This window comes from Oceanimonas marisflavi (assembly GCF_003049725.1).
GTDB classification, from domain to species: domain Bacteria; phylum Pseudomonadota; class Gammaproteobacteria; order Enterobacterales; family Aeromonadaceae; genus Oceanimonas; species Oceanimonas marisflavi.
On sequence record NZ_QAGM01000019.1, the window covers coordinates 45702 to 71419 of the forward strand.

At 55.8% G+C, this 25718-nt stretch carries 28 protein-coding genes; 7 read left to right on the forward strand and 21 right to left on the reverse strand.

The genetic code is table 11. The features are described 5' to 3' along the window. Nucleotides 1–120: 120 nt before the first annotated feature. The gene (locus DA373_RS12155; protein WP_107852581.1) at nucleotides 121–684 is read left to right on the forward strand and encodes a histidine phosphatase family protein; all 564 of its coding nucleotides are present in this window, start codon (nucleotides 121–123) and stop codon (nucleotides 682–684) included. Nucleotides 685–731: 47 nt separating this feature from the next. Here DA373_RS12155 and DA373_RS12160 read toward each other — a convergent pair whose 3' ends face one another. Then, nucleotides 732–1241, reverse strand: a complete 510-nt coding sequence (locus tag DA373_RS12160; RefSeq protein ID WP_107852582.1) for a lipocalin family protein — start codon at nucleotides 1239–1241, stop codon at nucleotides 732–734. Then, nucleotides 1238–2401: a mechanosensitive ion channel family protein gene (locus DA373_RS12165; protein WP_107852583.1), complete on the reverse strand. Its 1164-nt coding sequence runs from the start codon at nucleotides 2399–2401 to the stop codon at nucleotides 1238–1240. The genes DA373_RS12160 and DA373_RS12165 overlap by 4 nt, the downstream gene beginning before the upstream one ends. Nucleotides 2402–2846: 445 nt before the next feature. Between DA373_RS12165 and DA373_RS12170 the strand changes: the two genes are divergently transcribed. Continuing rightward, a complete protein-coding gene (locus DA373_RS12170) occupies nucleotides 2847–3311 on the forward strand; it encodes a porin family protein (RefSeq protein ID WP_232821269.1) in 465 nt (154 codons plus the stop codon). Nucleotides 3312–3361: 50 nt separating this feature from the next. Here DA373_RS12170 and DA373_RS12175 read toward each other — a convergent pair whose 3' ends face one another. From DA373_RS12175 to DA373_RS12190, 4 genes are all read right to left on the reverse strand, one after another. Continuing rightward, complete coding sequence (locus DA373_RS12175) at nucleotides 3362–3538, reverse strand: DUF1289 domain-containing protein (protein ID WP_107852585.1); 177 nt, start codon at nucleotides 3536–3538, stop codon at nucleotides 3362–3364. Next, nucleotides 3531–3893 carry a hypothetical protein gene (locus tag DA373_RS12180; protein ID WP_107852586.1) on the reverse strand — a complete coding sequence of 121 codons (363 nt, stop codon included), beginning with the start codon at nucleotides 3891–3893 and terminating at the stop codon, nucleotides 3531–3533. The genes DA373_RS12175 and DA373_RS12180 overlap by 8 nt, the downstream gene beginning before the upstream one ends. Nucleotides 3894–4028: 135 nt before the next feature. Continuing rightward, entirely contained in the window at nucleotides 4029–4325 is a 297-nt protein-coding gene (locus tag DA373_RS12185) for a sll1863 family stress response protein (RefSeq protein ID WP_107852587.1), read from the reverse strand. A 38-nt stretch (nucleotides 4326–4363) separates the two neighbouring features. Then, complete coding sequence (locus tag DA373_RS12190; RefSeq protein ID WP_107852588.1) at nucleotides 4364–4729, reverse strand: SpoIIAA family protein; 366 nt, start codon at nucleotides 4727–4729, stop codon at nucleotides 4364–4366. Nucleotides 4730–4866: 137 nt separating this feature from the next. Here DA373_RS12190 and DA373_RS12195 point away from each other — a divergent pair, with 137 nt between their 5' ends. Further along, on the forward strand, nucleotides 4867–5544 hold the full coding sequence (locus tag DA373_RS12195; RefSeq protein WP_107852589.1) for a Dph6-related ATP pyrophosphatase: 678 nt from the start codon (nucleotides 4867–4869) through the stop codon (nucleotides 5542–5544). A 205-nt stretch (nucleotides 5545–5749) separates the two neighbouring features. Continuing rightward, the gene (locus tag DA373_RS12200) at nucleotides 5750–7096 is read left to right on the forward strand and encodes a cytosine permease (RefSeq protein ID WP_107852590.1); all 1347 of its coding nucleotides are present in this window, start codon (nucleotides 5750–5752) and stop codon (nucleotides 7094–7096) included. Between the two features lie 95 nt (nucleotides 7097–7191). Here DA373_RS12200 and DA373_RS12205 read toward each other — a convergent pair whose 3' ends face one another. The 15 genes from DA373_RS12205 to DA373_RS12275 all read right to left on the reverse strand — a co-directional run bounded on the left by DA373_RS12205 (nucleotide 7192) and on the right by DA373_RS12275 (nucleotide 22762). Next, a complete protein-coding gene (locus DA373_RS12205) occupies nucleotides 7192–7530 on the reverse strand; it encodes a zinc ribbon domain-containing protein YjdM (RefSeq protein ID WP_107852591.1) in 339 nt (112 codons plus the stop codon). An 81-nt stretch (nucleotides 7531–7611) separates the two neighbouring features. Next, on the reverse strand, nucleotides 7612–8394 hold the full coding sequence (locus tag DA373_RS12210; RefSeq protein ID WP_107852592.1) for a hypothetical protein: 783 nt from the start codon (nucleotides 8392–8394) through the stop codon (nucleotides 7612–7614). 54 nt (nucleotides 8395–8448) lie between these two features. Continuing rightward, on the reverse strand, nucleotides 8449–9594 hold the full coding sequence (locus DA373_RS12215; RefSeq protein ID WP_107852593.1) for an RNA-guided endonuclease InsQ/TnpB family protein: 1146 nt from the start codon (nucleotides 9592–9594) through the stop codon (nucleotides 8449–8451). Then, nucleotides 9591–10235 (reverse strand): C1 family peptidase, encoded by a 645-nt coding sequence (locus tag DA373_RS12220; protein ID WP_107852594.1) that lies wholly within the window; start codon nucleotides 10233–10235, stop codon nucleotides 9591–9593. The genes DA373_RS12215 and DA373_RS12220 overlap by 4 nt, the downstream gene beginning before the upstream one ends. A 70-nt stretch (nucleotides 10236–10305) precedes the next feature. Beyond that, nucleotides 10306–10767, reverse strand: a complete 462-nt coding sequence (locus DA373_RS12225) for a cupin domain-containing protein (protein WP_107852595.1) — start codon at nucleotides 10765–10767, stop codon at nucleotides 10306–10308. A gap of 111 nt (nucleotides 10768–10878) precedes the next feature. After that, nucleotides 10879–11226 carry a DUF3147 family protein gene (locus DA373_RS12230; RefSeq protein WP_198650311.1) on the reverse strand — a complete coding sequence of 116 codons (348 nt, stop codon included), beginning with the start codon at nucleotides 11224–11226 and terminating at the stop codon, nucleotides 10879–10881. A 28-nt stretch (nucleotides 11227–11254) separates the two neighbouring features. After that, nucleotides 11255–11527, reverse strand: a complete 273-nt coding sequence (locus DA373_RS12235) for a hypothetical protein (protein WP_107852597.1) — start codon at nucleotides 11525–11527, stop codon at nucleotides 11255–11257. 95 nt (nucleotides 11528–11622) lie between these two features. After that, a complete protein-coding gene (locus DA373_RS12240) occupies nucleotides 11623–12144 on the reverse strand; it encodes an alpha/beta fold hydrolase (RefSeq protein WP_198650308.1) in 522 nt (173 codons plus the stop codon). A gap of 570 nt (nucleotides 12145–12714) precedes the next feature. Beyond that, nucleotides 12715–13038: a hypothetical protein gene (locus tag DA373_RS12245; protein ID WP_157953716.1), complete on the reverse strand. Its 324-nt coding sequence runs from the start codon at nucleotides 13036–13038 to the stop codon at nucleotides 12715–12717. Nucleotides 13039–13166: 128 nt separating this feature from the next. Further along, nucleotides 13167–13982, reverse strand: coding sequence for a hypothetical protein (locus DA373_RS12250; protein ID WP_107852599.1), 816 nt, complete (start codon nucleotides 13980–13982; stop codon nucleotides 13167–13169). An 89-nt stretch (nucleotides 13983–14071) separates the two neighbouring features. Next, nucleotides 14072–14809: a GIY-YIG nuclease family protein gene (locus DA373_RS12255; protein WP_157953717.1), complete on the reverse strand. Its 738-nt coding sequence runs from the start codon at nucleotides 14807–14809 to the stop codon at nucleotides 14072–14074. A gap of 733 nt (nucleotides 14810–15542) precedes the next feature. Beyond that, nucleotides 15543–19958, reverse strand: coding sequence for a chromosome partition protein MukB (gene mukB, locus DA373_RS12260; protein WP_107852601.1), 4416 nt, complete (start codon nucleotides 19956–19958; stop codon nucleotides 15543–15545). Continuing rightward, on the reverse strand, nucleotides 19955–20641 hold the full coding sequence (mukE, locus tag DA373_RS12265; protein ID WP_107852602.1) for a chromosome partition protein MukE: 687 nt from the start codon (nucleotides 20639–20641) through the stop codon (nucleotides 19955–19957). Before mukE ends, mukB begins: the two co-directional genes overlap by 4 nt. After that, nucleotides 20622–21947, reverse strand: coding sequence for a chromosome partition protein MukF (gene mukF, locus DA373_RS12270; protein WP_107852603.1), 1326 nt, complete (start codon nucleotides 21945–21947; stop codon nucleotides 20622–20624). Before mukF ends, mukE begins: the two co-directional genes overlap by 20 nt. 17 nt (nucleotides 21948–21964) lie before the next feature. After that, on the reverse strand, nucleotides 21965–22762 hold the full coding sequence (locus DA373_RS12275) for a methyltransferase domain-containing protein (RefSeq protein WP_107852604.1): 798 nt from the start codon (nucleotides 22760–22762) through the stop codon (nucleotides 21965–21967). A 70-nt stretch (nucleotides 22763–22832) separates the two neighbouring features. Here DA373_RS12275 and elyC point away from each other — a divergent pair, with 70 nt between their 5' ends. The 3 genes from elyC to pfkA all read left to right on the forward strand — a co-directional run bounded on the left by elyC (nucleotide 22833) and on the right by pfkA (nucleotide 25541). Continuing rightward, on the forward strand, nucleotides 22833–23597 hold the full coding sequence (gene elyC, locus DA373_RS12280; RefSeq protein WP_107852605.1) for an envelope biogenesis factor ElyC: 765 nt from the start codon (nucleotides 22833–22835) through the stop codon (nucleotides 23595–23597). A gap of 102 nt (nucleotides 23598–23699) precedes the next feature. Further along, nucleotides 23700–24452 carry a triose-phosphate isomerase gene (gene tpiA, locus DA373_RS12285; protein WP_107852606.1) on the forward strand — a complete coding sequence of 251 codons (753 nt, stop codon included), beginning with the start codon at nucleotides 23700–23702 and terminating at the stop codon, nucleotides 24450–24452. Nucleotides 24453–24578: 126 nt separating this feature from the next. Continuing rightward, complete coding sequence (pfkA, locus tag DA373_RS12290; RefSeq protein WP_107852607.1) at nucleotides 24579–25541, forward strand: 6-phosphofructokinase; 963 nt, start codon at nucleotides 24579–24581, stop codon at nucleotides 25539–25541. Nucleotides 25542–25718: the final 177 nt, after the last annotated feature.

Sequence of the window (25718 nt, forward strand, 5' to 3'; positions counted from 1 at the left end):
GTGCAGCTGAATAATTTACTTCAGATACAAACGAAGCTTTATTCACCGAATATACTGAAGTGGCCGGCAATTTTTTATGAAGGCATTAATGTATGTTGGCATAAAACAATAGGACACCCCATGCCCACGCTGATCATTCAATGGATGCTGTTTTTTCTGCTGTTGTCACCGGCGGTTCATGCCGCTACCGATGCCGAGGCCTGGCAGGCCCTGAAGGAAGGGCGCGCCATGTTGCTGATGCGCCATACCAACGCCCCCGGCATTGGCGATCCGCCGGGCTTTATACTGGAGCGCTGTGATACCCAGCGCAACCTGGACGCCCTTGGCCGGGCCCAGGCCGAGGCCTGGGGCGATCGCCTGCGCAGCCATGGCATTACCGACGCCCGGGTATACAGCAGCCAGTTCTGCCGCAGCCTGGATACCGCCCGTCTGCTGAATGTGGGTGAGGTGAACTCCGCTCCCGAGCTGAACTCGTTTTTTTCCCGGCGAAGCCGGCGCGCCGAGCAAATACGGGCGCTGCGCCGGTTTATCGCCGGTCTTGAGCCGGGTTTGCCGGTGATACTGGTCAGCCACCAGGTTAACATTACCGCCCTTACCAGCCGTTTTCCCGCTTCAGGCGAGGCGCTGATCCTGGCGCTGCCACTGGAAGAGCGGGTCGAGGTACTGGCCAGTATCAGGCCCTGATTTGGTATATGTCACATATGTATGTTGGCATAATCCATCAAGGTCAATCACTGCTGCTTGACGAAAATCAGCTCATCAGTAGCAAAGCCCGCCTCCCGGGCCTTGGCTATCAGCCGTTTTTGTAACGCCGGATCGAGCACCGGTTTTCGCGCCAGCAGCCAGAGGTAATGGCGGCTGGGTCCCGATACCAGGGCATACTGGTAGTGTTCATCCAGTTCAAACACCACATAGGCACCGTAAAAGGGCCCGAAAAACGACACCTTCAGATGGGCCAGATCGGGGCTTTCCACAAAATAGGCCTTGCCCTCGGCTTCTTTCCATTCACCATTTGCGGTATTGAACCCCCGGTTGATCACCCTTACACCACCATCATCACGCAGGCTGTAATCGGCGGTTACCCGCGTCAGTCCCCGTTCAAAGGAGTGGTCGAGCCGGGCAATTTCATACCAGGTGCCCAGATACCGGTCGAGCTCAAAACCCGATACCGGGGTGATCCCCTCCGGCTTGCCGGCACAGCCGGCCAGCAACAAAAAACAGGCAAACAACGCATGTTTCATTCATTATCTCCTTGTGAGATCGCAGCCCCCTGCTCTGACACCCGGCCAAATACCGGCTCCAGCCCTCTGGCTTCGTCCAGGTGCAGTTGCAGGTGTGGAAAGGGAATTTCAATGCCAGCCTCATCCAGCCCCTGCTTGATGGTTTCCAGCAACTCGCAGGAAATACGACCCTTTACCTCCACATCCTGAGCACTCACCCACACCTGGGCGCTGAGGATCACCGAGGAATCGGCCATTTCCCGCAGCTGCACTCTGGGTTGCAGCCTGTCATTGTTGATCGACATGGGATGAGCACTCAATATGGGCATGATCACCGCCCTGGCCTGCTCTACCGAGTCCTTGTAGGCAATATGCACGGGAATACGAATACGGGTAGGTCCTTCGGCGCTGTAATTGATAATGTCGGAGGTGGCCACGCTGTCGTTGGGGATCATGGTGAACACGTTGTCGCGGGTGCGCAGCCAGGTGGTGCGAAAGGCAATACGCACCACCCTGCCTTCTTCCCCGTGAATGCACACCCAGTCACCAATGCGGAAGGGCCGTTCAATCAGCAGGGTAATGCCGGCAATAAAGTTGGACAGGGTAGACTGGGCGGCAAAGCCCACGGCAATGCCCACTATGCCCAGACCGGCAATAATGGAGAGCACATCAAAACCGAACTGGGCCATGACGGTAATGGCGCCCAGCGCCATCAGCGACACCGACAGGGTATTCTTGCACAGCTGCACCAGGGAAGAGTCCAGATGATGGCGTGACAGCCGGTGAATAAGGCCACGGGACAACAACTGCCACACCAGGTAAAACGCCAGCGCCATCAGCCCGGCCCGGGCCATGCCCTTGATCACCCCTTCTTCGGCGCCGTACTGGGCCAGCACCGCCACCAGAGTGGCCAGTCCCAGCAGGTAGCGCAGCACGACCCGCCCGGTGCGGTAAGGCCCCTGCCCGTATCCCAGCCGGTTCAGCACCTGTCGTATCAGGGCGCATCCCACCCAATACACCAGGCCGAACAGCAACACTATCATCAGGGTCACCAGCAGCTGGCCCAGGCTATACACCAGCAACTCCTGCCAGTTAAAACCACTTAATCCCAGGGCACTGCCGGTTTCCTGCAGACTTTTTTGAAACTGTTGCCACAACAGGGCGATGTCGGCGTCGTTCATCTGGGCACCTTTCCTGAAAGCTGGCCGAACAGCCGGCCGAATGCTGAAACTATAGCAGCGCAGGACCTGTTCCGGCCCAGCCGAACAAGGACCCAAATGAAATTCATGAGACAATTTTTGACCAGTAGGTTACCGAAAAACCGGTGTTTTTTCTGACGGCTTCTATACTTCGATTGCAGCAGGCCTGCTGACTGCAGCAATTGGTAAGGATTAAAAACAAAACATGGATTGACAGCAAAACAGTGGCACGCTTCGTTCACCGGGCCCATTACAGACCCGGTGCGCAGTTTTATTCGAAGAGTTGCAAGTGCTTGATTGAATTCAATGATTAATCCGAGGTGTTATCATGAAAATGCTAAAAAAAGCGCCGATAGCCATTCTTCTCGGCGCCACCTTACTCCCCGCCTATGCCATGGCACACGCGCACATGGGGGGGCACAGCACAATGGGTCCGAACGAGGGTGATCGGGAGTTCTCACTGTCCGGTACCGGTAGCAGCAGCAAGGATTTCGATAACAGCAGCTTTGGTATTTCCGGCGACTACGGCTGGTATTTTTCCAACCGTACCTTGGCCGGTATTCGCCAGAGCATCAACTTCGCCGACATTGAAGGCGAGGATCTGACCGATGATTTCTGGAACGGCAGTACCCGGGGCTTCATTGACTATCACTTTGGCCAGAATGCGGCTCGTCCCTTTGTGGGCGCCTCACTCGGTGCCATTTATGGTGACGGAGTCAAAGACACCGGCATTGCCGGCCTGGAAGCGGGCCTTAAATATTACCTGCTGCCCACCACCTTTATTCAGGCCAGGGCCGAATATCAGTTCCTGTTTGACAGCGGCGACAGCGCCGAAGACAACTTCGATGACGGCGCCTGGGCCTACACCTTTGGTATGGGTCTTAACTTCTGATCCGGCTGTCATGCCACATTGTAAAAACAGCCCCAAAAGGGGCTGTTTTTTTAGCTCTTGCCCTGTTGCTGACGCTCTTTTGCACGCCGGACAATAACAGCCTTGTCCTGCTCGCTGCGCTCGCGCCAGCCGGTGATCTCGTCAATGGTGCGATAACAGCCCATGCACAGCCGTTGTTCATTCAGCCGGCACAGACCGATACAGGGGCTGACCACAGGCTCATTCATCACGCACCCGCTCCAGCCGCACATTAACCAGGCCATTGCCTCTCATCAGGGTGTGCTCATCCACAATGGTCCAGACTTCTTCCTGTTCCCCCTGCACAAACACCAGATAACGCTTGCCTGCCGACTCGCGAACAAAAATGTCGTCAAAACGGGTTCGCTCACCATTGTGCTCCATATAATCGCGGCCAATCACAATCTGCTCGCTGCCCATCAGACCGGAAAAGTCGCTCATCAGCTGAGACACCATCTGATTGGAGGAGTCCGCCCGGGTCTCGTACACCCCTTCAAAGCCGTGATCGCAGGCCGAGAGCAGCAGGGCCAGAGCCAGGCACGCGCCGTATTTCAATGATTTCATTCTTTTTCACCAGATATGCTGTGAATACAGCGGGTTAAAATATGCGGGCATTATAGGCCAAGGTCGCTTGCCAAAAAACAAAGCCCGGCTTGCCGGGCTTTACGAAATGGGCCTGTCTCGCAGACCGGCCAGCGATTAACGCTGTTGCTTAAACTTGTCGGCCGCCTTGCCAAAGGCATCGCTCAGGCTGTTCCAGGCATTCTCAAACCCTTGCTTCAGTTCCTCCCAGCTTTGCTCTCCGGCCTCGGATAACTCATCAAGCTTGTTTTCACCCTGCTCAATCTGAGCCTTCATGGTCTTGATCTGGCGGTTAAGCTCAATGCGGGTGTCGGCATCCGCCTGCTCGGCCTGCGCCTTGAGCTTGTCGAGCTCGGCTTTCCACTCATCCAGCCTGGCCTTGGCCTTTTGTTGATACAGCTCTCTCTCATTCATGGGAATATTCCTCCTGTCTTGACCACGAGTGTTGATCGTTACTGTGATAGCCAGCGCCGGGCACTGTCTTCCTCCTCAGGCGTAAAGGCACGGATCTCCAGCCCCGGGATCAGCGCACCTTCCAGCTTGCTGGCCGAGCGGATCCAGCCCCTGGCGGCCACCACCGCAATTTTTTCAAACCGGCGCACCATGCCGAACAACGCCGGCAACCGCGCCAGCTCTACCCCCATGGCACCCAGCGTGGGCCACTCGAAATCGCCAATGCGATACAACACGCGCCCGTGCTCCATACCCCGGCTTTTTTCAATCAGCTCATCCAGTGCCGCTTTCATGGCCTCGCTGTCGAGCCGGCCGCTGAGATCCAGCTCCAGCTGGTTTTCACCGGTCACCGTTACTCTGAACATAGCTTGCTCCTTTCACTTTGGTCAGTAAAACCACCCCACCCTGAAAGATACACCCGCTGCCACAAACGCACCGGCATAATGATGACCGGCATAATATTTCACCGTGTTACCATGGCCGCTTTTTCAGGGGCGGCATCATGACTCACAAACGCAAACTGTTAATGTCCTGGAGCAGCGGCAAGGACAGCGCCTGGGCCCTGCACACTCTGCAGCAACACCCGGAATACAAGGTGGTGGGCCTGTTTACCACGGTCAACGAAGCCTTTGAACGGGTGGCCATGCACGGCGTGCGTACCGAACTGCTGCGCCAGCAGGCAGACGCCCTTGGTCTGCCCCTGGAGGTCATCGCCCTGCCCTGGCCCTGCACCAACGAAGACTACCAGGCCCGCATGGGCGCATTTATCAAGGGAGCGAAAAAGCGCGGCATAGACGCCTTTGGCTTTGGCGATCTGCTGCTGGAAGACGTAAAGCAGTACCGCGAAAACCAGCTGGCTGGCACCGGTATTGAAGCGGTATTTCCCATCTGGCACACCCCCACTGACAGCCTGCCCCACAAGATGATTGAAAACGGCCTGCGTGCCGTGATCACCTGCCTGGATCCGAAAAAGGTGCCAAAGGCATTCGCCGGCCGCGAGCTGACCGCCGAATTGCTGGCCGAGCTGCCCGAGGGCACCGATCCCTGCGGCGAAAACGGCGAGTTTCATACCTTTGTGTTTGACGGCCCCATGTTCAGGCAGCCGGTAACCATTGCACCCGGCGAGGTAGTGGAGCGGGACGGCTTTGTGTTTGCGGACATACTACCGGCATCAGGATGATGCCCGCACTACGAACAAACTCAAGCACCAATACTACCGCTAACTTTGCAGCCAGTCCGGTTGACAAAAATTAACACCTCATTTACATTTGTGATTCATAATTTGTAATTATAAATCACAAATGGGAGGTAAACCTACATTGAAAACCATCTAGCAAATATACCCAACTAAACAGTCGACTCAGAAACATTAAAGGGAATTTTCAATGAATCGAGATACTTCAAAGCGACAGGATTCGCCTGATGGCATCCTGCCTGTTGCACAAGATAAAAGACCAATGACACAAAGCAGCTATGCACTGGTATTTTGGTCTTCGGGCATTATTGTGCAAATTATGGTTATTGGGCAATATCTTCTCTACCCAACCGGAAGCCTTAACTTTATTCAGGTATTGGCAGCGGGTATTGTTGCCAGTATAGGCGTAGCCTTGCTGATGACATTCCAGGGACATGCCGGCATGAAATACGGCATTCCTTTCATTGTTCAAGGAAGAACCAGCTTTGGAACCAAAGGCACCAAGTTTGTTGCCATTTTAAGGTGCATCCCTGCCATTGCATGGAATGGCATTGGCACCTGGATTGGGGCACTGGCGCTGGAGCAGGTCACTAATACGCTTTTTGGCTTTTCTAATGTCTGGGTATACTTTTTCCTGATTTTATCTCTGCAAAGTATACTCGCGTACCGTGGCATAGAAACCATATCGAAATTTAATGGCGCCATGTCGTTTATTATTTTCTCGATGCTCATTTATTTTTTCTATGTAGTTTTCTCTGAAGGCAATATTGATTTTTCCACTGCATCTGAAATTCCCGGCTCCTGGGGACTTGCCTGGATTGCAGGGATGATGGCTGCCTTTGCCAACTGGACTACAGTGATATTAAACAGTTCTGACCTCACAAGGCAAATCAACCCAAAAGGAAAATCTATCTTAAAAACAAGTGCCATTGCCAACTTTGCCGGGGTCCTTCCCCCCTGGTTATTCATGATAGTGTCAGGCATGTTCATTGGCCTGGCCACTGGCAGCACCGATCCCATTGCCGGCCTGGTTCAACTTTCACCTAACCCTGTTTTCGGGATAGTACTGCTTGTGTTTATCATTCTGGCACAAATAACCTCCAACCTTACTCTTAACATACTGCCGCCGGCTCTTGCTTTTCAGGATATTTTCAAAACATCCTGGCGAGGTGGAATCATTTACGTTTCGATACTCTCCGTCGTCACAGCACCCTGGCTCCTGTTCAGCAGTGATTATTTCTTTAAGTTTCAAAATTTCTACTCAAGCTTCCTGGGGCCTGCCGCTGCTATCATGATAGCGGACTACTTCATCATAAGAAAAAGGAAGCTGAACATTGAGAAACTCTATGATGAAAATCACTACAACTACAAGAGTGGCTTCAGCCCTGTTGGTATGGGCTCGCTAATCTGTGGTGCCATCGTTTCCTTCTTGTTCCTTGATTATTCCTGGCTGATTGGGTTCCCCTTTACTTTCATGCTTTTCTTAACCATGAAAAAACTGGGTGCCGACCAATATTTTGAGAAGAAAGTGGCCTGATACAAACAGAAGGAGGCCTCACGGCCTCCTTCATCTCACCCATCAGGCATGCTGTTTCATACCTCGTTCTCTTCGTCGCAGCAGGCTGCCAGGTTTCAGGCTTTTTTCACAAAGGCGGCGGTCACCATCATTTCACCGGCGCCGTCTACCTTGCAGTCCAGCTCGTGATCCTTGGCATCCACAATGCGGCGGATCAGCGCCTTGGTGCCGATTTTAATGACCATGGAGCTGCCCTTTACCTTGAGATCCTTGGCCACGGTAATGCGGTCGCCTTCCTGCAACAGGGTGCCATTGGCATCCTTGGCGGTGATGGGTGCATCGTCGGCGGCCACTTCCGCCGGGTTCCACTCATGGCCACACTCGGGGCAGATCAGCTGCTCCTGATCCTGGTAAACATATTCGGAGTTGCACTTGGGACATGGAGGTAAAGACATGATTTGCTTCTTCTTCAAAGTGATTTTGTGACTATGTTAACGATAATTCCCTGATTTTTCGAGTGGATTTATGCGAAGGCATCAGTACCCCTTCATTTCCTTTTCAACAAAGGGATGTGGCGGCTCCTTGCCGAGAATGCGTTTCAGAATGGCGTTCATGGTCCGGTAATCGTTGTCAAAGCCCCCGTGGCTGGTGCTGCGGGTGATCTGCCCCTTGTTGCCCTCGGAATAATGAAGGTGCAAACCGGACATGGCAGGCAAGGTTTTGGACCAGGTTTTCATGCCCAGTATCGGTTTGTCGATGCGGCGCTCCAGTGCGCGGGACACCAGATAAAGAAGGGATTTGCGGTAAACCCCGGCCACGTTGTCGTCCTGCTCCAGTTTTTCCGACAAGTTGTAGATATCCAGTGCCGGCAGCGTCACCCTGCCCGTGCCTGCCTGCAACTTGCCCAGCCGGTCTGCATAGTGCCGTTGAAAAAAGTCCAGGGTGCAGGCCGGCGCCAGCAGGCTGCAGCTGTGGATCAAATCCGGATTGTTCAGTTCATCCAGCGCGTCGAGCAAATGCCCCAGCAACACGGCGCCGGTGCTGTGCCCCGCCAGGTGTATTTGTATGCCGGTACCCTGCAGCGCCTCGGCAAAGGTGCGGATCACCGCCAGGCCGTCCGGCTCCTTGTCATCGGTCAGGGCAAACGGCAAGCGGGCATCCCGCTTCATCTCTTCCCAGATGGGTGTGACCGGTTTACGCACTGCGTCCTCGATCAGGCTGTCACTGAGTTCGACCAGCTTGTCTTTCAGCTCGCCCAGAAACCCTTCCGTTTTCTTGCCGAAAAAGGCGCGCACCACCGTATCTTTAAGCTCTTCCACCAGCCCGGTGTCGTACTTGACTGCTCCCCTCCCTGAAGGAAAGGGATTCCCAATTCACCGAGAACAGGACACGGAGACTGACCCCATGCCACTGACATTCTCTCCAAGGGCTAACACCGCCAGTCCGGCGGCTTTAATGTTGGTCGCGGCGTTGTGGTCGCGGTCATGGTGTGCACCACATTCGGGGCAGTCCCATTTTCTGACCGACAACGGCAGCGACGATAAGGTGTGCCCGCAACCCGAACAGTGTTTGGAGCTGGGGAACCACCGGTCAATGGCGACCAGTGAGCGCCCGGCCCATTCTGCCTTGTACGCCAACTGGCGCACGAACTCGCCCCAGCCGGCGTCGGCAATGGCTTTGCTCAGTTTCTGGTTGCGGATCATGTTTTTCACTTTCAGGGATTCAACGCAGACTACTTGGTTCTCGTTAATCAGTCTGCGGGACAGCTTGTGCAAGTTGTCCTGTCGGCAATCGGAGATTTTGGCGTGAAGTTTCGCCACCTTCTGTCGGGCCTTGGTACGATTGGCCGAGCCGAGCTTTTTCTTACTCAGCCGGCGCTGTGCCTTGGCCAGTCTGGCGGCGTATTTTGCGGTATGGCGGGGATTACCGACCCGTTCACCCTTGTCGGTGATAAACAGATCTGTCAGGCCCAGGTCAATGCCGGTCATGTTGGGGGTAACCGGCAGTTTGCTGGGAGCGAACTCACACAGGCAGCTCACAAAGTAACGGCCTGCAGAGTCTTTGGAAACGGTTATGGTACTGGGCTCGCCGGGCAGTTCACGGCTCCAGCGAATGCCCAGCGGGGCTTTACTCTTAGCCAGATACAGCTTGCCGTTCCGGTATTTGAAGGCCGAGCGGGTGAACTCAGCCGACTGGCGGTGCCGCTTGCTTTTGAATGCCGGATACTTGGCACGGCCTTCAAAAAAGTTTTTGAAGGCGGTTTGCTGGTGGCGCAGGCATTGCTGCAAGGGCACACACGACACCTCAGACAGAAACGCCAGCTCAGGATCTTTTTTGAGATCGGTCAGCCGGGCGTTAGCGCCAACGTAGCCGATTTTTTCCTGGCGCAGCTCAAAGGCATCAGTACGCCAGCGCAGTATCGCGTTATAAACAAAACGTACACAGCCGAAGGTCTGGGCCAACAGCTCAGTCTGTTCAGGTGTCGGGTAAAACCGATATTTATAAGCACGTTTTGTCATGTGCTTAGTTTAGTAAACCACTGTATAGATAGCCAGTTTAAAAGGAGATACGGGAACAGGGGCGGCTGATGCCGCCGCACTATCCCTCCCCGCCCTGAAAGGACGGGGTTTCCCGCGCAAAATTGATGATAATCGTTCAGCTCCGCCCGCAAGCGGTAATAGGCCCCCAGCGCATTGGAGCGGGCATCGGTGGCCCGCGCTATGGTTATCTCACCGGGGTTATCGGTCTCAAAGGGCCAGAGGGTCTCGCTGCACACCCCTATGTTTTTCCAGCCACGAATGGCCCCGCGACAGCTCGAGCCATCATAATCTTCCCCGGGCCACTCATCATGCATTCTGGCCATTTCATACAGCATGCGGGCGCTGGCCCGAAAGGCCGCATTGTCTTTTTCCACATTCAGCAGATTGATGACGGCGGCAAGAGCAAAACCGGTACAGGCCCCCTCCGTTCCCTGATCCAGGATCTTCGGCACGCGGCCACGCATGTCGATCCCGGGCTTTAATGACAGCAGGGCCGGTTCGTAGATGCGGTCTCGGATATCCGGCGGATCCTTGCGGGCATTTAACACCCGCTTTTCACCGCCGGCGCTGATCGTTTTAATCTGAAAGTCGGTGAGATTGTGCATTGCGTCTGCCATCATGCACTTCTGTCCATGCCATTCGGATTCGGCGCCCCGCTCAGGCCGTCCGGTTCAGCGCCGGATTAAGTCTCTACTCTGCGGCGGCTTCCAGAGGAATGGCGTCGACTGGCGCTTCAAAGGCGATAAAAAGCACACAGGGATCGCCATCAGCACAAACCGCCTGATGTGGCCTGCTGGCGGGCCCGTAGGCATAGCTGCCGGGCTCCAGCCTGACGGGTGACTGCCCCTCATAGGTCACCTCCAGTGACCCGGACACAAGCACCATACGCTCCGCTGATGTATGGGTATGGCTCGGAATATAGGAACCTCCCGGCACCTTGAAAAAGATATCCACGTTCGGTTTTGCAGGGTCGCCATGAAGAACGGCAACTTCACAGCCTGCCGGCAAAAACGACGGACATGGTCCCCATTCAAGACGCGGATCCTTGAAGGTATAGGCAAGTGCAGGCTCGTCCGTCACCTTCTCTGCCATCGCAGCCGTGCCGGCCAACAGCCAGAGCACGGACGAGCACACCAGGAGATGCTTCACCATTTCACGCCTCCCATTGAGTAACCTGAAATTCGTACCGGGTGATCGAATGAGTATAGTGCCTGAAAGGATAAAACGTGTGTGCGGGACTGTTGCAGAATGGGGCTCCGGCGCTCACAGTGCAACGCCGAAATGGCGCAACACCAGCACCATCAGCCAGTAGCTGCCTGCCGTGAGTGCAATGGAAATCAGCAGCGCCGAATAGAAGCTGACTCCCTGCCCCAGCAGCAAGGGCAGCGACATAAACAGCACCAGAGAGGGCAGCACCAGCCAGAAAATGCTGGTGGCGAGCACACTGATCCGGCCCGCGTCACCGGTGTCGTGATACAGCCAGATCATCGCCAGCACGGACGTGACCGGCACAGAGGCCAGCACAGCACCGATAAAAGTGCTGCGCCGGGCGACTTCCGAAATCAAGACCACCAGCACGGCGGTGATCAGGACTTTGGCAAGGTAATACATCAAGGAGTTGAACCGAGCCTGCCGGCACTCAGTCCGGCTGGCCGGCGATAAAGAGCTCTACCGTATCGGGATGTACGCCGTCATATTTCATTGCCTCGGCTGCATCGGCGCCCTGAAGTGCCGCTTCAAGTGCCTCAAGACTGGGCACATTTTCGATGATCAGCCCCACCCGCTTGCCGCCTTCCGGGCTGACAAAGGTGCGAACCGTCATGCCATGAGCGGCAAAAAACTCGGCCCGTTTGGGCGAACTCAGCCAGTGGCCCACATCGTCTACCTCATGCACTGCGATTACCGTGGTCATTTGGGCACCCTCTCTGTTGATCGTTACCCCTTCAAGGAAGCTTTAGTATAAGCCACGGCAAGGGCACCTTCTCATTATTACTCCTGAATTATTTGTTAGCCCTGTGGTGAAAGTATGCTCTTAATGTACCCAGAAAACTTTTCAGGCTTCTCTTGAGGCAGCATGTGGCTTTCACCAAGTATTTCCTTTAGTTCAGCATTGGTTAGCAGCTCTGCAGTTTTGACTGTAACCAGCTTAAAAAGCTCACGGGTGTTTTCACCATAACCAAGGATAATTGGAGCACTGATCCCTGATATGTTGTTGGCATCTATTAAAGGCGTCTCTTTCTGGTTGAGCTGATGAACCAAAGTATAACTTTTAGCAAGCTGCAGTTCTTTTGCTTTCTTGTTTTGATTTTGGAAGTATCCTTGTTTGTTTCCAGAACCATCAACCAATAACTCCACAGCCTTCTCAAGATTACCATTTGAAAAATGCTCAAATACTGGACAGAACATCTTGTTAGCATCAAGCTGCCAAGCACTCAGGTGTGGCTCCTGCAAGCAACCGGGATAACCCGGCTCGTAAAGAAAAGCCTTTGATACAGGCAGGTCTTGCCTTGCCAGTGCATTCAGCACCACATCCGCTCCATAAGACCAGGCCACTATATTTACTGGCTTATCTTTGGATAGCTCATTAACCAACCTTGCTAGCTCTGCAGCGTGATCATTTAAACCAAAGCCCCAACATCACTTTCGTCAAAACAACGCAGAGTAATTGATACCACTTCAAAACAGGAGGATAAATACTCTACATGATCATTCCACATTGAGTTATCAGTAAGCGCCCCATGCACCAAAACAAGGTAGTCTCCGCTACCTGCTCGTATATATTTCATTGTAATTCCTATTTAACGCTTGCCTAACCGGCGCAAAGTAGCAGGCTAAAATTGGCGACGAAGGAGCACAAGCCTGCTGTTTTGTGTCCACGGTTTAACGGACTTGTTAGTTTTACCTACCTGCTTTTTTAAAAACTTCTTGCTTGTATGTTTTATAGACTTTTTTAGTTTGCTCACGACAATCTTTAGCAAACTCGATTATCTTTGGAGGAACCTCATCATAGCAACTATATCTACCCATGCAGTAAGTAGTATTTTTAGATTGGTATGGTTTTGACTTCTCTTGTAGGTCTTTATAAGAAGAAATAAGCTTTTAGAATGAGATAATAACCGTATCATTCATAGCATGCGTTGATTGCTGAAAAAACTTTTCGAGTGTTCCCCCATTTTCACAAGCCTTAACAATGAAAACCTCTTCATCGCTCAAGTGTTTCGCAACACCCAAATCGCTTCTAAGAACATCCTGAGAAATAACTCCAAATTCTTGAAGGGCTTTAAGCTCAAGCTCAAATAACTTAGCATTATTTTGAAGAGCAAGTTTGTGATCTTCTAGTCTACGTTGAAACCATATCTTATAAGCTCCAAAGAGAATCCCACCAGAAGTAAGCATACTTGTAGCAACTGTTTCCCAATTCACTCCTGAACCTCCTGTAAACCTAACGCCCCGCTCATCCGCACATATTATGGAGAGCGTTTTTGTGTAAAATAGAGCGCAGCGACACACAAAAACGAGCGTAGCAATATGTGTCGGCGTGCAGCGGTTTGTTATGTGATTCTTTGCTCACAACGAGCCTTATGGTAATTATCCAATTCGGTGCAATATTGGCGGCCGGAATTAGTATGCCTATATTGATACATATATTTTTGAAAACTCTTGTAGACATCATCGAGCGCTTTAAAGTATGTAAAATAATTTGAAATCGGCCCACTCGGAGAAATGTACTCAATTCCACTGATAAGCATGGGCTTGTCATCAATTAAGACTTTCCAGTTGTTGATAATTGGAACATCCTCTAGATCAGAAAGCATTTTAATTAAATCGGACGAAATATATTTTTCCAGCCTTAGAATCTTCTCTGATTCTATCTTTATGCTTTCAATTTCTTCCGATATAAATTCAGCTATAGTCATTGTTGGCCTAGCCGAATCCCCGCCCATCTTTGACGGCTTACCTATCACAGCCGGATCAGAGGGTTTGATATTAGACGTTAAATTGGTGAATTTTTCTTCAGATATTGGTAGAGCCATAATTTCTTGGTAGGAAGGTAAATTGTTGTGGGCAACTATTAATATCCTCGAAAAGCTATCAAGTATCTTTTTTAGTCTAATAGACGTTATTTCGTCAATTTTAATCTGATCCTCGACTCTTTTTTTCTCTTCTTGTTTTGTCGGTATGTATGCGGAGATATAGTAAATTATGCAACCTGCGGCACAAGAAAGAGACAAGTTCACCAAGATCGAAGCGACTTCACTGCCACCATGAAACCATTCTGGCCAGTCCTTGGCTATGAGCTCAAAGACTACAACCACGACTAGACTTGCAATAAACGCGACAATAAGAAGCCTATCGTGTAATTTCAATTGAACCTCCATGCATCACATAACGCCGCGTTAAGCGGACTAAAATAGTGGGTTATAATGTGTAGCGAAGCGAAACCTAACCCACTGTTTTAGTTCCGTTTAAACGCCTTGTTAGTTTTTTCAAATGCTAGGGTCAAACTAGACTCTACCAGAGATTTTTTGAGCTCTTCCAACTCAAAGGTCTCGCTGTCATAATAAAATATAATTTCGTCTTTTATTTTTTCTAATTGATTTAGAATAAGCTCTTTCCGATAATTTTTAAATTCTTCAAGATTTTTAGTGTGTCGCATTTTAGACTTACATTTTCGACATACCATAGCTAAGTTTTCAGAGGTTATTTTACTTGAAGTATAAGTTGTAATTCCAATTCCCTTGTGACCGACAATACTCCCACATACAGCACATGAGCAATGGCACTTTTTATGAACCCATAACCTTAACTCTCTTGGCATATCTGCAGTATCTATAACTTCAGAAGAGAGCCATTCAGAAAGTTGCATTGTCTCATTTTCTAAAAATAGAATTTCATTTAAAGGCGGTCTGAATATATTTATCAACTTAGCTTCTGTTAAATAAATATCAGTTTCAGGCATTGAGCAATATATAATTAACACTTCACTTTTGTTATACATTGATTCAATATCATCAGCTTTGTGATGAGATAACCAGCGAGTATAGAAATTATTTGTTCTCCCGATATATAAAATTTCTTCTTTTAGTCTGGTTACTATGTATATACCTGAATTACTAGGCAACTGCTCTCTATCTTCGTATGGAAGAGCAGAAAAATGATTTAACATAGAGCTTATAGATTCAAACTTATTCATATTACGAAGAAAATACCTCGGGTAGATTAATAAAACTAACATTTTAATAGTGCGCATGCGCATATTTCTTCCACCACACCAACTCACTTTATGTTGATAAGCCTTTGATAATAAATAAGTTATCACTTATCAACTGCATATAACCGTGAGCAAAAACACGCATGCGCGATATCAACGGTCGCTTGCGCACTATCCACATTCCCCTGTCGTAACCTGCTCAAATCACGATCTTTTTTAAGCCCGGTTTGCTGTACACGCGCATGGCCTGCAGATAGTGCGCACGGTGCCGGCAAACAAAGTAATACACTGTATAAATGATCAAATTTTTGAGTCAGGCAGGCTACCGCCGGATCTTGCGGGCGACCGGGCCACTTTGTGCTGGCTGGGGTTAAGGCGGTTATTGTGCCTGCAGAGGTAAAGAATTCAAATGGAACTTTTGCATAATGGGGAGTGAGCGTTTCTTTTTAGATGAAAGGCGGCCTGTTGCACAGGCCCTGCCGGCTGAAGCGGCAGCTACAGGTGCACCGTTATTTGCCGGTGTTCAGGAGAACGATGGAGTTGTATGTGGAATGGATTCCGGCTCGGGGCCAGAATGACGAAGATATAAAAACGCCCGCAGTTGCGGGCGTTTTTGGTTGGTGCGGTGGCGTCTGCTCTGGATCCCCGCCTTCGCGGGGATGACGAAGAAAGACGCGGGGATGACATAAAGAAGGCGGGGGCGACAGAAAAGAAGTTACGCCGCCTCCCCTGCAAAGCCGCGCAGGCCCACTACATGAACGTGTTCCTGGTTGCCGTGCACCTTGCGGATCAGCTTGTAGGTGGTGCCTTTTTCCGGGCTGATGTTTTCCGGGGCGGCTATCAGCAGCTGCATGTCCTGGCGCTCGCACAGCTCGAACAGGGTGGCAATGGAGCGGGCGTCAAGGCGCGCGGCCTCGTCGAGGAACAGCAGCCGGCAGGGCAGCACGTCGCGGCCACGCAGGTGGCGGGCTTCTTCTTCCCAGCTTTGCAGAACCATCAGCAGAATGGCCTGGCCGGTACCAATGGCCTCACCGGTAGAGAGGGCGCCGCTTTCGGCCCGCAGCCAGCCGTCGGCGCCGCGCTGCACTTCAATGTCCAGCTCCAGGTAGTTGCGATAATCCAGCAGCGCCTGGCCCAGCACCTGCGGGCTGCGATCGCCCCGCTCCAGCTCGGGGTTCAGGCGCTGATACAGCTTGCCCATGGCCTCGGAGAAGCTGAGCTCCTTGCTGCTGAACAGGTCCTGATGGCGGCCTTCGGGATCGCTTAACGCATCCAGCAGGCGCTGATAGGTATCGCGAATGTTCACGTTCAGGCGCACGCCGGCCACCAGACCAAAGCGAATGTTCTGCAGGCCCTGGTTGAGCTGGCGAATGCGGGTCTGCTCCCGACGAATAATGGTGTTGATCTTGGCGGCCACCTCCACGGAAGACAGCGACAGCTGGCCTTCGCGCAGGGTGAGCTCGTCGGCCAGGCGCGCCAGCTCCACTTCCATTTCCTCCAGTGCTTCCACCGGATCGTCGGCGCGGATTATGTCGTGGCGAATGCGCGCCTTGAGGTGGCGGAATACCAGAATGTAGAACTGCACCTTTTGCAGGGTGTTGCGGTTGCCTTCGCTCAGGCGCAGGGCATCGCGCAGCTCTTCGTCGTGCTCCACCGCCACCCGCAGGGTGCCCAGGGCCTTGTCGGACATGGAGCGCAGCTCGTCGGCATCGAGGTAGGCCAGCTCCGGGCGCTTGAGCCGGCGCTCCACATCGTGATCCCGCGCCAGCCGCTCCACCTTCGACCAGTTGGCCTTGTGGGCCACCAGCGCCTTGCGGGCGGCAAAATAGCCCTGGCCGTCTTTGGACAGGCGCTGACTGAGGGAGTCTATTTCGCGCTTGGTCACCTGGCGCTGGGCCTCGGTCTGGCTGCGCTTGTTGCGGGTCTGCACCAGCTCGCTTTCCACCTCGCGCTTGGCGTCCCGGGCTTTTTGCTCCATGTCGTCGGCAAGCGCAATGCCCAGGGCCGCCAGCTCCTCTCGGAACTCACCCAGCGTGCGGTTGCGGGCATCGCGGCCGGTAACCAGGGCGGTACGCGCCTGCAGGGCATCGCTTACCCGGCCGGCAAGCTGCTCGGCACGCAGGCCGGCCTTGCGGCGGGCTTCTTCCGCCTGGGCCAGCTTGGCCTTGAGGCTGTCGTTCATGGCGGAGCTCTGGCTCAGCAGCTGCTCGGCATCGGCATAGGCCAGGTGCGGCAGCCGTGCCACCAGCTGGTTCAGCGCATAGGTGCGGGCCCGGGCCTCGGCCAAATCGCTTTCAGCCTGCTCGGTGGCAGCCTTCAGCGCATCAAAGCCGGCGGGATCCTGGCGCAGCACCTGCACCTGCTCGGCCAGCCGGCCCAGGCGCTGGCCGTGGGCGGCCATAAAGTTGCGGGCCTCGGTGAGTTTGTCGGCATCGGCCCTGGCGCTTTGCAGCCGTTCGGCCACGCCATCGTCGGCAAGCAAAGACGCCAGCGGCAGCAGCTTGTGCAGCAGGCTTTGCTGCTCACGCAGGCTATCCACCTTGCTGGCCCACTGGCTGCGCTGCTCGGCAAGCACCGCCCGCTCCTGCTCAAGCTCACTTTGTTGCTCGGCCAGCTCCGCCAGCAATTCTTCCGGGCTGGGGGCAAAGGCCTGTTGCAGGCCGTCGCTGACAAAGTCGCTCAGCTGATGGTAGAGCCGGCTGTGTTTTTGCTGGGCAAAGGCGGCCTCGGCATAACGGGCGCTCTCAGCTTCAAGCTCGTCGCGCAGCTTTTCCACCTGGGCTTCCCGGGCGGCGCGGCCAAACAGCGGCACGGCAGGAAAACGGGAATAGCGCAGCTGGCGCTCGCCGTTTTGCACATACACGGCCCGTTCCAGCTCGGTGGCCTGCAGCAAGTCTTCATCAAAGGCGTCGGGGTTGCCCTGAATGAGGTACACGTCGGTTGGGCAGCTTTCCAGCGCCTGCAGTTTTTCCAGCGCGGCTTCGGGGTCCGCCACTACGATGGCGTTGCGGGCCGGGCCGTACAGTGCCTCATAGTAAGGGGCGTCTTCCACCGCAATGTCGTCATACACCTCGCACAGCAGGGTGCCGCCCAGGTGCTCGCACAAAGACACCAGCTCGGGAGAGGCATCGCTGCCGCCGCTCAGCACACGAATGTGCTGCTCCAGGCGCTGTTTGGCGGCCAGCGCCTGCTGCTTGGTCTGCTCGGCCTGATGCTCGTCGCGCAGGGCCTGCTGCATGGCGGTGGTGATTTCACTGCTGTCGGTGAGCGGCTTGTTCGCCAGCTCCCGCAACCGCTCCAGCGCCTGCTGGGCCTTGTGCCAGGCCGGGGCCTGAGCCTTCAATGCTTTAATGCGCGGCGCCAGCTGGCCTTCGGCGGACTGTAGCTGGCGCTGGGCCTCGGCACATTCGGCCAGTTGCTCTTCCGCCTCGGCCTTTTGCTCATCGAGCTCCGCCAGTTGCAGCTCAAGCTCGTCTTCGCTTTCCACCTTGCGATTATGGCGGGCCAGCTCGGTTTGCAGCTCGCGCACCTTGTGCAGCCGGGCCTCGGCCTGCTCGGCGTCTTTCAGGCTGCGGCGAATGCCCTCTTCCCGGCCGAGCAGGCTCTGGTGCTCCCGCCCCTGCTCAATCAGCTGAGTAGCCTTGGCATAGGCTGCAGCCCTGTCCACCGGACCAGCCACGGCTTCGAGCAGCGCCAGCGCCTGGTCATACTGGGCCCGGGCCGCCTCAGCCAGCGAGAGCTGCTGGCGTTGCTCCAGCACGGTTTGCGTCAATGCCTGCTCTTGAGCCTGATGGCGCTGCTCTTCGTCTTTCGCCTGCTCGGGCTCAAGGTTGGGCAGCTCGCAGCGGGCACGCACGTCTTCCAGCGCCTGACGGGCCTGGCGATACTGAATGGCGCGGGTCTGCTGGATATCCAGTGCCTGCTGATAATCCGCCAGCTGGCTCTTCAGGCTGTCTACCTCGGCATCGGCCTCGGTGCGGGCGTCCTGGGCCTGCTGGTGTTCGTCCTGCAGCTCGGCCAGCATGTCTTCCTGAATGGCGAGCTTTTCTTCCAGCTCGTCCAGCTCCAGCTGATAGGCCTGAATTTTCTCATTGAGCTTGACCCCGCTCAGCACCCTGGCCAGGTGCTCGGACGCGATATCCAGCTCGTCGGTCAACATCCGCTCTTTGGCCTGCAGGTGCTCGTATTCATCGGCCAGATAAATCAGCCGGGCCTTTTCTTCGGCCAGAATACGGCGCTCTTCCGCCAGTGCTCGGCGGGCCGAGAGGGCAAGATTCGACAGCCGCTGCTTTTCGGCGCTGTTGCGCACATAATCGGCGGCGGCGTAATGGGTGGTTTCGGTGATCAGCTGGCGGAACAGATCCCGCTGACGCTGGGTTTCGCGAATGGACTCCAGGGTGCGGCGGTTTTCAAAGATCGCCGCTTCCATGTCGTTAAAGGCCTTGCGAATGCCGGCGTTTTCCGGCAGCAGGTAGTCTTTCAGGCTGCGGCTGATGGTGCTGGAAATACCGCCATAGAGCGACGCCTCAATCAGCCGGTAGAACTTCACCCGGTCCCGCTGATCCTTCAGCTTGCGCGGAGTCACGCCCAGGTCGAACAAAAAGTTGTGATACTCGCTCACCGTATTGAAGCGGGCAAAGCGCAGGCCGGCATCAAGGGCGGCGGCCTTCAGCTCGTTGAGGGAGCGCACCTGGCCGCGACCGTCGTCGAGGCGGCTCAGCAGCAGCTCGGTGGGGGCCGCACCTTCATTTACATCCTGCAGGGCAAAGGGCACCAGGTTCACCTTGTTGTCGCGGTTGGCCACCTGCTCCAGGTGCACGCCAAACCAGACCCGCTCCTGCTGAGAGGTGGTCACCTCAATCAGCGAATAGCAGTGGCCCCGCTGCAGCTTGCCATACAGGCCCTTGTCGCGACTGCCCGACTGGCTGCCCGCTTCGGTGGTGTTGCGAAAGTGCAGCAGGCTAAGATCAGGGATCAGCGCGGCAATAAAGGCCGCCATGGTGGTGGACTTGCCGGCGCCGTTGCCGCCGGACAGGGTGGTGACCAGCTGGTCCAGATCAAAGGTGCGGGCAAAAAAGCCGTTCCAGTTGACCATGGTCAGGGATTGAAACTTGCCTCGGGTCACACTCACTGCTCGTTCTCCTGCTCATCCTGCGGTTCTGCTCCGGTGCTATCGCTGCCGGCCACGGCTTCGCCTTCCTTAATCATGCGAAGCTGCAGCTCGCGCGGGTCTTCGTCGCTGCGCACGTCGGCGGCAAAGCGAAACACGGCTTCGGTAATACGGAATTTGTCCTGGCTGCCCACGCTGCTCACCATGCCAATGCGCTTGAGCCGGCGAAGGGCGCTTTTAAGCTTGTCGGCCAGCTTGCGCTTGTCGAGATCACTGCCACCGGCGCGCTGGTTGACCATGCGCAGCAGCGCCTGCTCGTTGGACAGGGTCAGAATCTCTTCCTGCAGATCCTCAACGGAGAACACCCCTTCGTTAATGAGGCGGTCCGGGCTCAGATAGAGGTAGCACAGCACCTTGCCCACCAGCATTTCCAGCTCGGACAGAATGGAAGTGCCCAGCTCGCTGGTAGAGCGCGGCCGCAGGTAATAAAAGCCCTCGGGGGCGCGCACCAGCTCGGCCTGATAGCGCTGATAAAAGGCATCCAGCTCTGAGTAATATTCCTGCAGCAGCGAGTGCTGCTCCAGCTCGTCGGCGGTAATGTGCCGGCCCGAGCGCAGCAGGTTGTCGAGGGCGGGAAACAGCGGGTTGGCAATGGCCTGAACCAGTCTTGGGTCCAGGGCCTGATCAGTATTGGTCGATAACATGTGCTTGTACCTTGGCCCCGTGGGCATTAATGGGTTGCCAGTCGGGCATGGGCGCGCCCGAGAGTTCGCCGTCGGCATGGCCGAGCCTGACCGCTTCGTCAATCAGCAGGCGCGCAATGTCAAAGTGCTGGTAATGGGGGTAATCGTGAAGGTAGTCCCGCAGTACCCCGGCCAGATCCAGGGGCTTGCCGGCGCTGGCAAACACCTCAAGATGCTCGCGAATGCGCCCGGAGAGCTCGGCGGCCACGTCGGTCATGTCCTGATATTCCAGCGCCACCGGCAGCTCGCCGGTCACTTCCTCGGCGTAGGCGGCCATGGTTTCGTCGCGCAGCTCCAGCAGCGGCACGCTCTGGCTCACCCGCAGCCGCCAGTTGTGGACGTCGAAGTGGCGAATGGACTCCCGCAGCCGCTGACTGAAGGCGCGGTTTTTGTCCATGTCGATGGCGGTGCGAATAAAGCGGTGCACGTGGCGGTCGTAGCGGGACCAGAGCTCGATGCACTGGCTGCCCCAGTGAATAATGGCGTCGAGCCTGGCCTGCAGCTGCTGGCACAGCACCGCCACGCCCTCACCCCGCGGGCTTTGCTGCAACTGCTCTTCAATATTGAGCAGGCTTTGTTGCAGGCCGTGGCCGGCCTTGTCGAGGGTGTCCTGCAACTCGCGCAGGGTGACGCCGGTTTCCCGCAGCAGCTGTTCGCAGGCGTGAATGGCCTCATGCCAGTTTTTGTTGAGCAGGGCGGCGATGTTGGCCTTGACCGCGTTTTGCTGCTCGTCCATGGTGCGCTGGGTGTCGTCGATGCGCGCCAGCTGCTCGGCCACGGAATATTTAAGCCGGCCTTCCACGTTCTGGGCCCAGCCCTGATCGTCGGGGTTGGCGGCAATGGCCTCGGCGACCTTGTCCAGCTCCTGGGCGATGTGCTCCAGCAGCAGCGAGAGCTTTATCTGGCTCACTTCCCGCTGGGCGGCAAAAAACTCCACAATGGCCAGCCCCAGCCGGGTCAGGCGATAGAGGCTTTCCCCCTCGCCGCCGTCGCCCTGAAAGCGGCTCAGCAGGCGCTGACGCACCAGATCGTTAATGGCATTGTTGGCCCGGCTGGCCTGAGTGTCGTCGGCCTGGTCAAAACCCTTGCTGACATAACCAAAGGCGTGATGCAGCTCGGCCTCGGACAGCTGCGGCTGCTCGCCGCCCCGGCCAAAGATGTGCACCGCCAGCAAAAAGGCCAGCCGGTCAGGGGGCAGGCTCAGGCCCAAATTTTCCTCTCTGACCCAGCCGATCCAGTCCGGCAGGGTCCGGGACATTTCCGTCATGGTTTGCTCTCTTCACTTTAAATGCCGCCCGGTGTTAAGCCCGGCGGCGCGTGTTTGTGCGCAAATACGTGCATATAACGCCCCAGGTGCATAAAGGGCTCGGTGCGGGAGTGGGCCAGCTCCATTGCGATGACTTCTTCCTCGGTGGGAAAGGGCCCGTGCACGTTCGACATATAGTCGTGAAACACCCGCACGCCGCTGCGACCGGTTATAACAAAGCCGAGCTCACTCAGCCAGTCGTCTACCTGCTGCGGCCGGCAAGGCCAGCCCGGCGTCAGTTTCTGGCGTCGTTTCTTGACCAGGTTGGCGTTTACGTAATCGAAGTTGCCCTTGACCAGGCTGTGATACAGCAGGGCATCGCGGTTGTAATACATCAGCGACAGATGGCCGTCTGAGCGCAGCAAGTCATTTAACCCGGCCAGCAGGCCGGCCTGATCTTCCACCCATTCCAGCACGGCGTGGCAAAAAATCAGGTCAAACTGGCCAATATCGGCCGGGAGCAACGACTGTATGGGGCCATGAATAAAGTCAAACTGCTCGCTCAGGCCTTTTTCCTGCACCTGCTCGCGGGCTTCATCCAGCATCTCCGCCGACAGGTCGCACAGCACCACACTATGCCCCTCGCCAGCCAGACGCTGGGACACAGGACCAAAGCCACCGCCGGCATCCAGAATGCGCAACGGGCGACTGGCTGCGGGCAGCCACTCGTCCAGATCCCGGGTCAGCACCCGCAGGCGGATCTGCCCCTTGGTGGTGCCGTAGATATTGCGGGAAAAGGTGCGGCTTTTGCCGTCAAAACTGGTATTGCGCTGCACGGGCTGTTTCTTGCTGATTCGAAGGCGGTTATTCTGGCACAACCGTTACGGTTAACAAATGCGAGACTGCATGAGTCCCCTCTTTTTGGCGAAAAAATGGCTGGGAAGCCTGCTTTTACCCCTGCCTCTGCTGCTTTTTTTGGCGCTGTTCGGCGTGTTTCTGCTGCTAATGCGGCGCAGGCGCAGTGGAATGGTCTTTGTAACTGTGTCTCTTCTGGCACTTGTACTGCTCAGTACCCGGCCGGTGGCCAATGCGCTGATTGCCCCGCTGGAAAGTACCTATGCAACCTTTGATGCGGGCAGCCAGCCCATCGACGACATTATTGTGCTGGGGGCGGCTCAGGTGGCTGATCCGCGCCTGCCGCTGCTGAGCCAGCTGGGCAATGCGGCACTGGCCCGCATCAGCGAAGGGGTGCGGCTGGCTCATGCTCACCCCGACGCCCGGCTGATTGTCAGCGGCTATGCCGGTGGCGAAGGCCGCTCCAGTGCCGAGCTCTATGGCGAGGTGGCCCGGGCCTTTGGCATTGAAGCGGCAAGAATTGTAATGCTGCCCGAGCCCCAGGATACCGCCGACGAAGCCGCCGCCATCACGCCGCTGATTGCCGGCCGCCGGGCGGTGCTGGTCACTTCCGCCAGTCATCTGCCCCGGGCCATGGCGCTGTTTGCCGCCGAGGGGGCAACGCCCCTGCCCGCGCCCATTGATCATCAGGCCAAGGAAAGCGCCGGCACCCTGCCGCTTTATACCTGGTTGCCCAGAGCCCGCTACCTGGAGCGCAGCGAGCTGGCCTGGCACGAATATCTGGGGCGGTTGTGGATGCGCCTGAACGGCCAGTGAATGAACGAACTGCACAATTCACTGGCACTCGGGCCAGCGGGCTTGGTTTAATGCAGACCAAATCCCTATAATCCCCACCATTTAACCGAAAGGAAATTCCACATGCGACAGACTCTGGTAATGGGTAACTGGAAGCTCAACGGCAGCAAGGCCATGGTGAGCGAGCTGATCACCGCCCTCAAGGCGCCCGCCGCCGAAAGCGACAAGGTGGCCGTGGCCGTGTGCCCACCGGTGCTGTTTCTGGGCCAGGCCGAAGCAGAGCTGGCTGACAGCCAAATTGCTCTGGGCGCTCAGGACGCCGATGTGAACACCAGCGGTGCCTTTACCGGAGAAAACTCCCCGGCCATGTACAAGGAATTTGGGGTGAAATATGTGCTGGTGGGCCACAGCGAGCGCCGCACCCTGCACGGTGAAAGCGATGCCGTGGTGGCCGCCAAGTTTGCCGCCGTGCTGGAGCAAAACCTGGTACCGGTGCTGTGCATTGGTGAAACCCTGGAACAGTTTGAAGCCGGTGAAACACAAAGCGTGGTGGAAGCCCAGCTGCAGGCGGTGATCGATCAGTGCGGCATCGAGGCCCTGGGCCGTGCCGTGATCGCCTATGAGCCGGTGTGGGCCATTGGCACCGGCAAAACCGCCACCCCGGAAATTGCTCAAGGGGTGCACAGCGCCATTCGTGGGTTTCTCGCCAAACAGAACGCCAACGTGGCCGCCGGCGTGCAAATTCTCTACGGCGGCTCGGTAAAAGGTGACAGCGCCGCCGGCCTGTTTGCCATGGCCGACATAGACGGCGCCCTGGTGGGCGGCGCGGCGCTGAAGGCCGACGAATTCGCCGCCATTATCCGCGCCGGAGCGTAAGGTTCGAATGTTGGGATTCGCTGCGCTCATCGCCAACCTACGCCGGTCCTGGTAGGTTGGAATGAGGCACGAATTCCAACATTCTGTGTGCAACGCCTGCATTACGGAATGAAAGCGAGGGACTTTATGATCAAACGAATTGGTGTGCTCACCAGCGGCGGCGATGCTCCCGGCATGAACGCCGCCATTCGCGCCGTGGTGCGTGCCGGCCTGCATCACGGGCTGGAAGTGTACGGCATTCAGAACGGCTATCTGGGGCTGCATCAGGATCAGATTATTCCCCTGGACCGCCACAGCGTGTCGGATGTGATCACCCGGGGCGGCACCTTTCTGGGCTCGGCCCGATTTCCCGAGTTCAAGGAAGAAAAGGTGCGGATCGAGGCGGTGCAGAACCTGAAAAAGCACAATATCGACGGCCTGGTGGTGATCGGCGGCGACGGCTCCTACATGGGCGCCATGTGCCTGACCGAGATGGGCTTTCCCTGCATCGGCATTCCCGGCACCATCGACAACGACATTGCCGGCACCGACTACACCATCGGCTTTGATACCGCGCTGAACGTGGCGGTGGAGGCCATTGACCGGCTGCGGGACACCTGCAGCTCCCACAACCGCATTTCGGTGGTGGAGATCATGGGCCGCCACTGCGGCGATCTCACCTCTTCTGCCGCCGTGGCCGGGGGCGCGGAATACGTGATTGTGCCCGAGGTGGCCTTTGATCAGGACGAGCTGATCCAGCAAATTCACGAAGGCGTGGCCAAGGGCAAGAAACACGCCATTGTCGCCATCTGTGAAAACGTCTGTGACGTGAACCAGCTGGCCAGGGATATTCAGGCCGCCACCGGCCGGGATACCCGCGCCACCATTCTGGGTCATATTCAGCGGGGCGGCACCCCCACGGCGGCGGATCGCATCATGGCCAGCCGCATGGGCGCTCACGCCGTGGAGCTGCTGCTGCAAGGCCTGGGCGGACGCTGTATGGGGCTGCAGAACAACCATATCGTGCACCACGATATTATCGACTGCATCAAGCACCTGCGCCGCCCGTTTAACGAAGAGATGTATCAGCTGTCCAATACGCTGTTCTGACCTGTCAGGGATTAGGGACTGGGGAGCAGGGACTCGTCATTCCGGCCCTCAGAACCTGTTTGAAATCTTTCGCCAATAGCCGATACTGGACGGATGAAACGAAAAACATACCCCAGCGACATTACGCGAGCACAATTTGAAGCCGTCAGACCGTTATTGGAACAGGCCAGTAAGCGC

Excerpts from the sequence above, each read along its gene's own strand:
- DA373_RS12165 (WP_107852583.1), bottom strand. The coding sequence starts at position 2,401 with ATGAACGACGCCGACATCGCCCTGTTGTGGCAACAGTTTCAAAAAAGT.
- mukF (WP_107852603.1), bottom strand. The coding sequence starts at position 21,947 with ATGACGGAAATGTCCCGGACCCTGCCGGACTGGATCGGCTGGGTCAGA.
- DA373_RS12185 (WP_107852587.1), bottom strand. The coding sequence starts at position 4,325 with ATGAATGAGAGAGAGCTGTATCAACAAAAGGCCAAGGCCAGGCTGGAT.
- elyC (WP_107852605.1), top strand. The coding sequence starts at position 22,833 with ATGAGTCCCCTCTTTTTGGCGAAAAAATGGCTGGGAAGCCTGCTTTTA.
- DA373_RS12160 (WP_107852582.1), bottom strand. The coding sequence starts at position 1,241 with ATGAAACATGCGTTGTTTGCCTGTTTTTTGTTGCTGGCCGGCTGTGCC.
- pfkA (WP_107852607.1), top strand. The coding sequence starts at position 24,579 with ATGATCAAACGAATTGGTGTGCTCACCAGCGGCGGCGATGCTCCCGGC.
- DA373_RS12230 (WP_198650311.1), bottom strand. The coding sequence starts at position 11,226 with ATGTATTACCTTGCCAAAGTCCTGATCACCGCCGTGCTGGTGGTCTTG.
- DA373_RS12180 (WP_107852586.1), bottom strand. The coding sequence starts at position 3,893 with ATGAAATCATTGAAATACGGCGCGTGCCTGGCTCTGGCCCTGCTGCTC.
- DA373_RS12235 (WP_107852597.1), bottom strand. The coding sequence starts at position 11,527 with ATGACCACGGTAATCGCAGTGCATGAGGTAGACGATGTGGGCCACTGG.
- DA373_RS12220 (WP_107852594.1), bottom strand. The coding sequence starts at position 10,235 with ATGATGGCAGACGCAATGCACAATCTCACCGACTTTCAGATTAAAACG.
- DA373_RS12205 (WP_107852591.1), bottom strand. The coding sequence starts at position 7,530 with ATGTCTTTACCTCCATGTCCCAAGTGCAACTCCGAATATGTTTACCAG.
- tpiA (WP_107852606.1), top strand. The coding sequence starts at position 23,700 with ATGCGACAGACTCTGGTAATGGGTAACTGGAAGCTCAACGGCAGCAAG.
- mukE (WP_107852602.1), bottom strand. The coding sequence starts at position 20,641 with ATGTTATCGACCAATACTGATCAGGCCCTGGACCCAAGACTGGTTCAG.
- DA373_RS12255 (WP_157953717.1), bottom strand. The coding sequence starts at position 14,809 with ATGAATAAGTTTGAATCTATAAGCTCTATGTTAAATCATTTTTCTGCT.
- DA373_RS12175 (WP_107852585.1), bottom strand. The coding sequence starts at position 3,538 with ATGAATGAGCCTGTGGTCAGCCCCTGTATCGGTCTGTGCCGGCTGAAT.
- DA373_RS12190 (WP_107852588.1), bottom strand. The coding sequence starts at position 4,729 with ATGTTCAGAGTAACGGTGACCGGTGAAAACCAGCTGGAGCTGGATCTC.
- DA373_RS12200 (WP_107852590.1), top strand. The coding sequence starts at position 5,750 with ATGAATCGAGATACTTCAAAGCGACAGGATTCGCCTGATGGCATCCTG.
- DA373_RS12215 (WP_107852593.1), bottom strand. The coding sequence starts at position 9,594 with ATGACAAAACGTGCTTATAAATATCGGTTTTACCCGACACCTGAACAG.
- DA373_RS12195 (WP_107852589.1), top strand. The coding sequence starts at position 4,867 with ATGACTCACAAACGCAAACTGTTAATGTCCTGGAGCAGCGGCAAGGAC.
- DA373_RS12170 (WP_232821269.1), top strand. The coding sequence starts at position 2,847 with ATGGGTCCGAACGAGGGTGATCGGGAGTTCTCACTGTCCGGTACCGGT.
- DA373_RS12155 (WP_107852581.1), top strand. The coding sequence starts at position 121 with ATGCCCACGCTGATCATTCAATGGATGCTGTTTTTTCTGCTGTTGTCA.
- DA373_RS12225 (WP_107852595.1), bottom strand. The coding sequence starts at position 10,767 with ATGGTGAAGCATCTCCTGGTGTGCTCGTCCGTGCTCTGGCTGTTGGCC.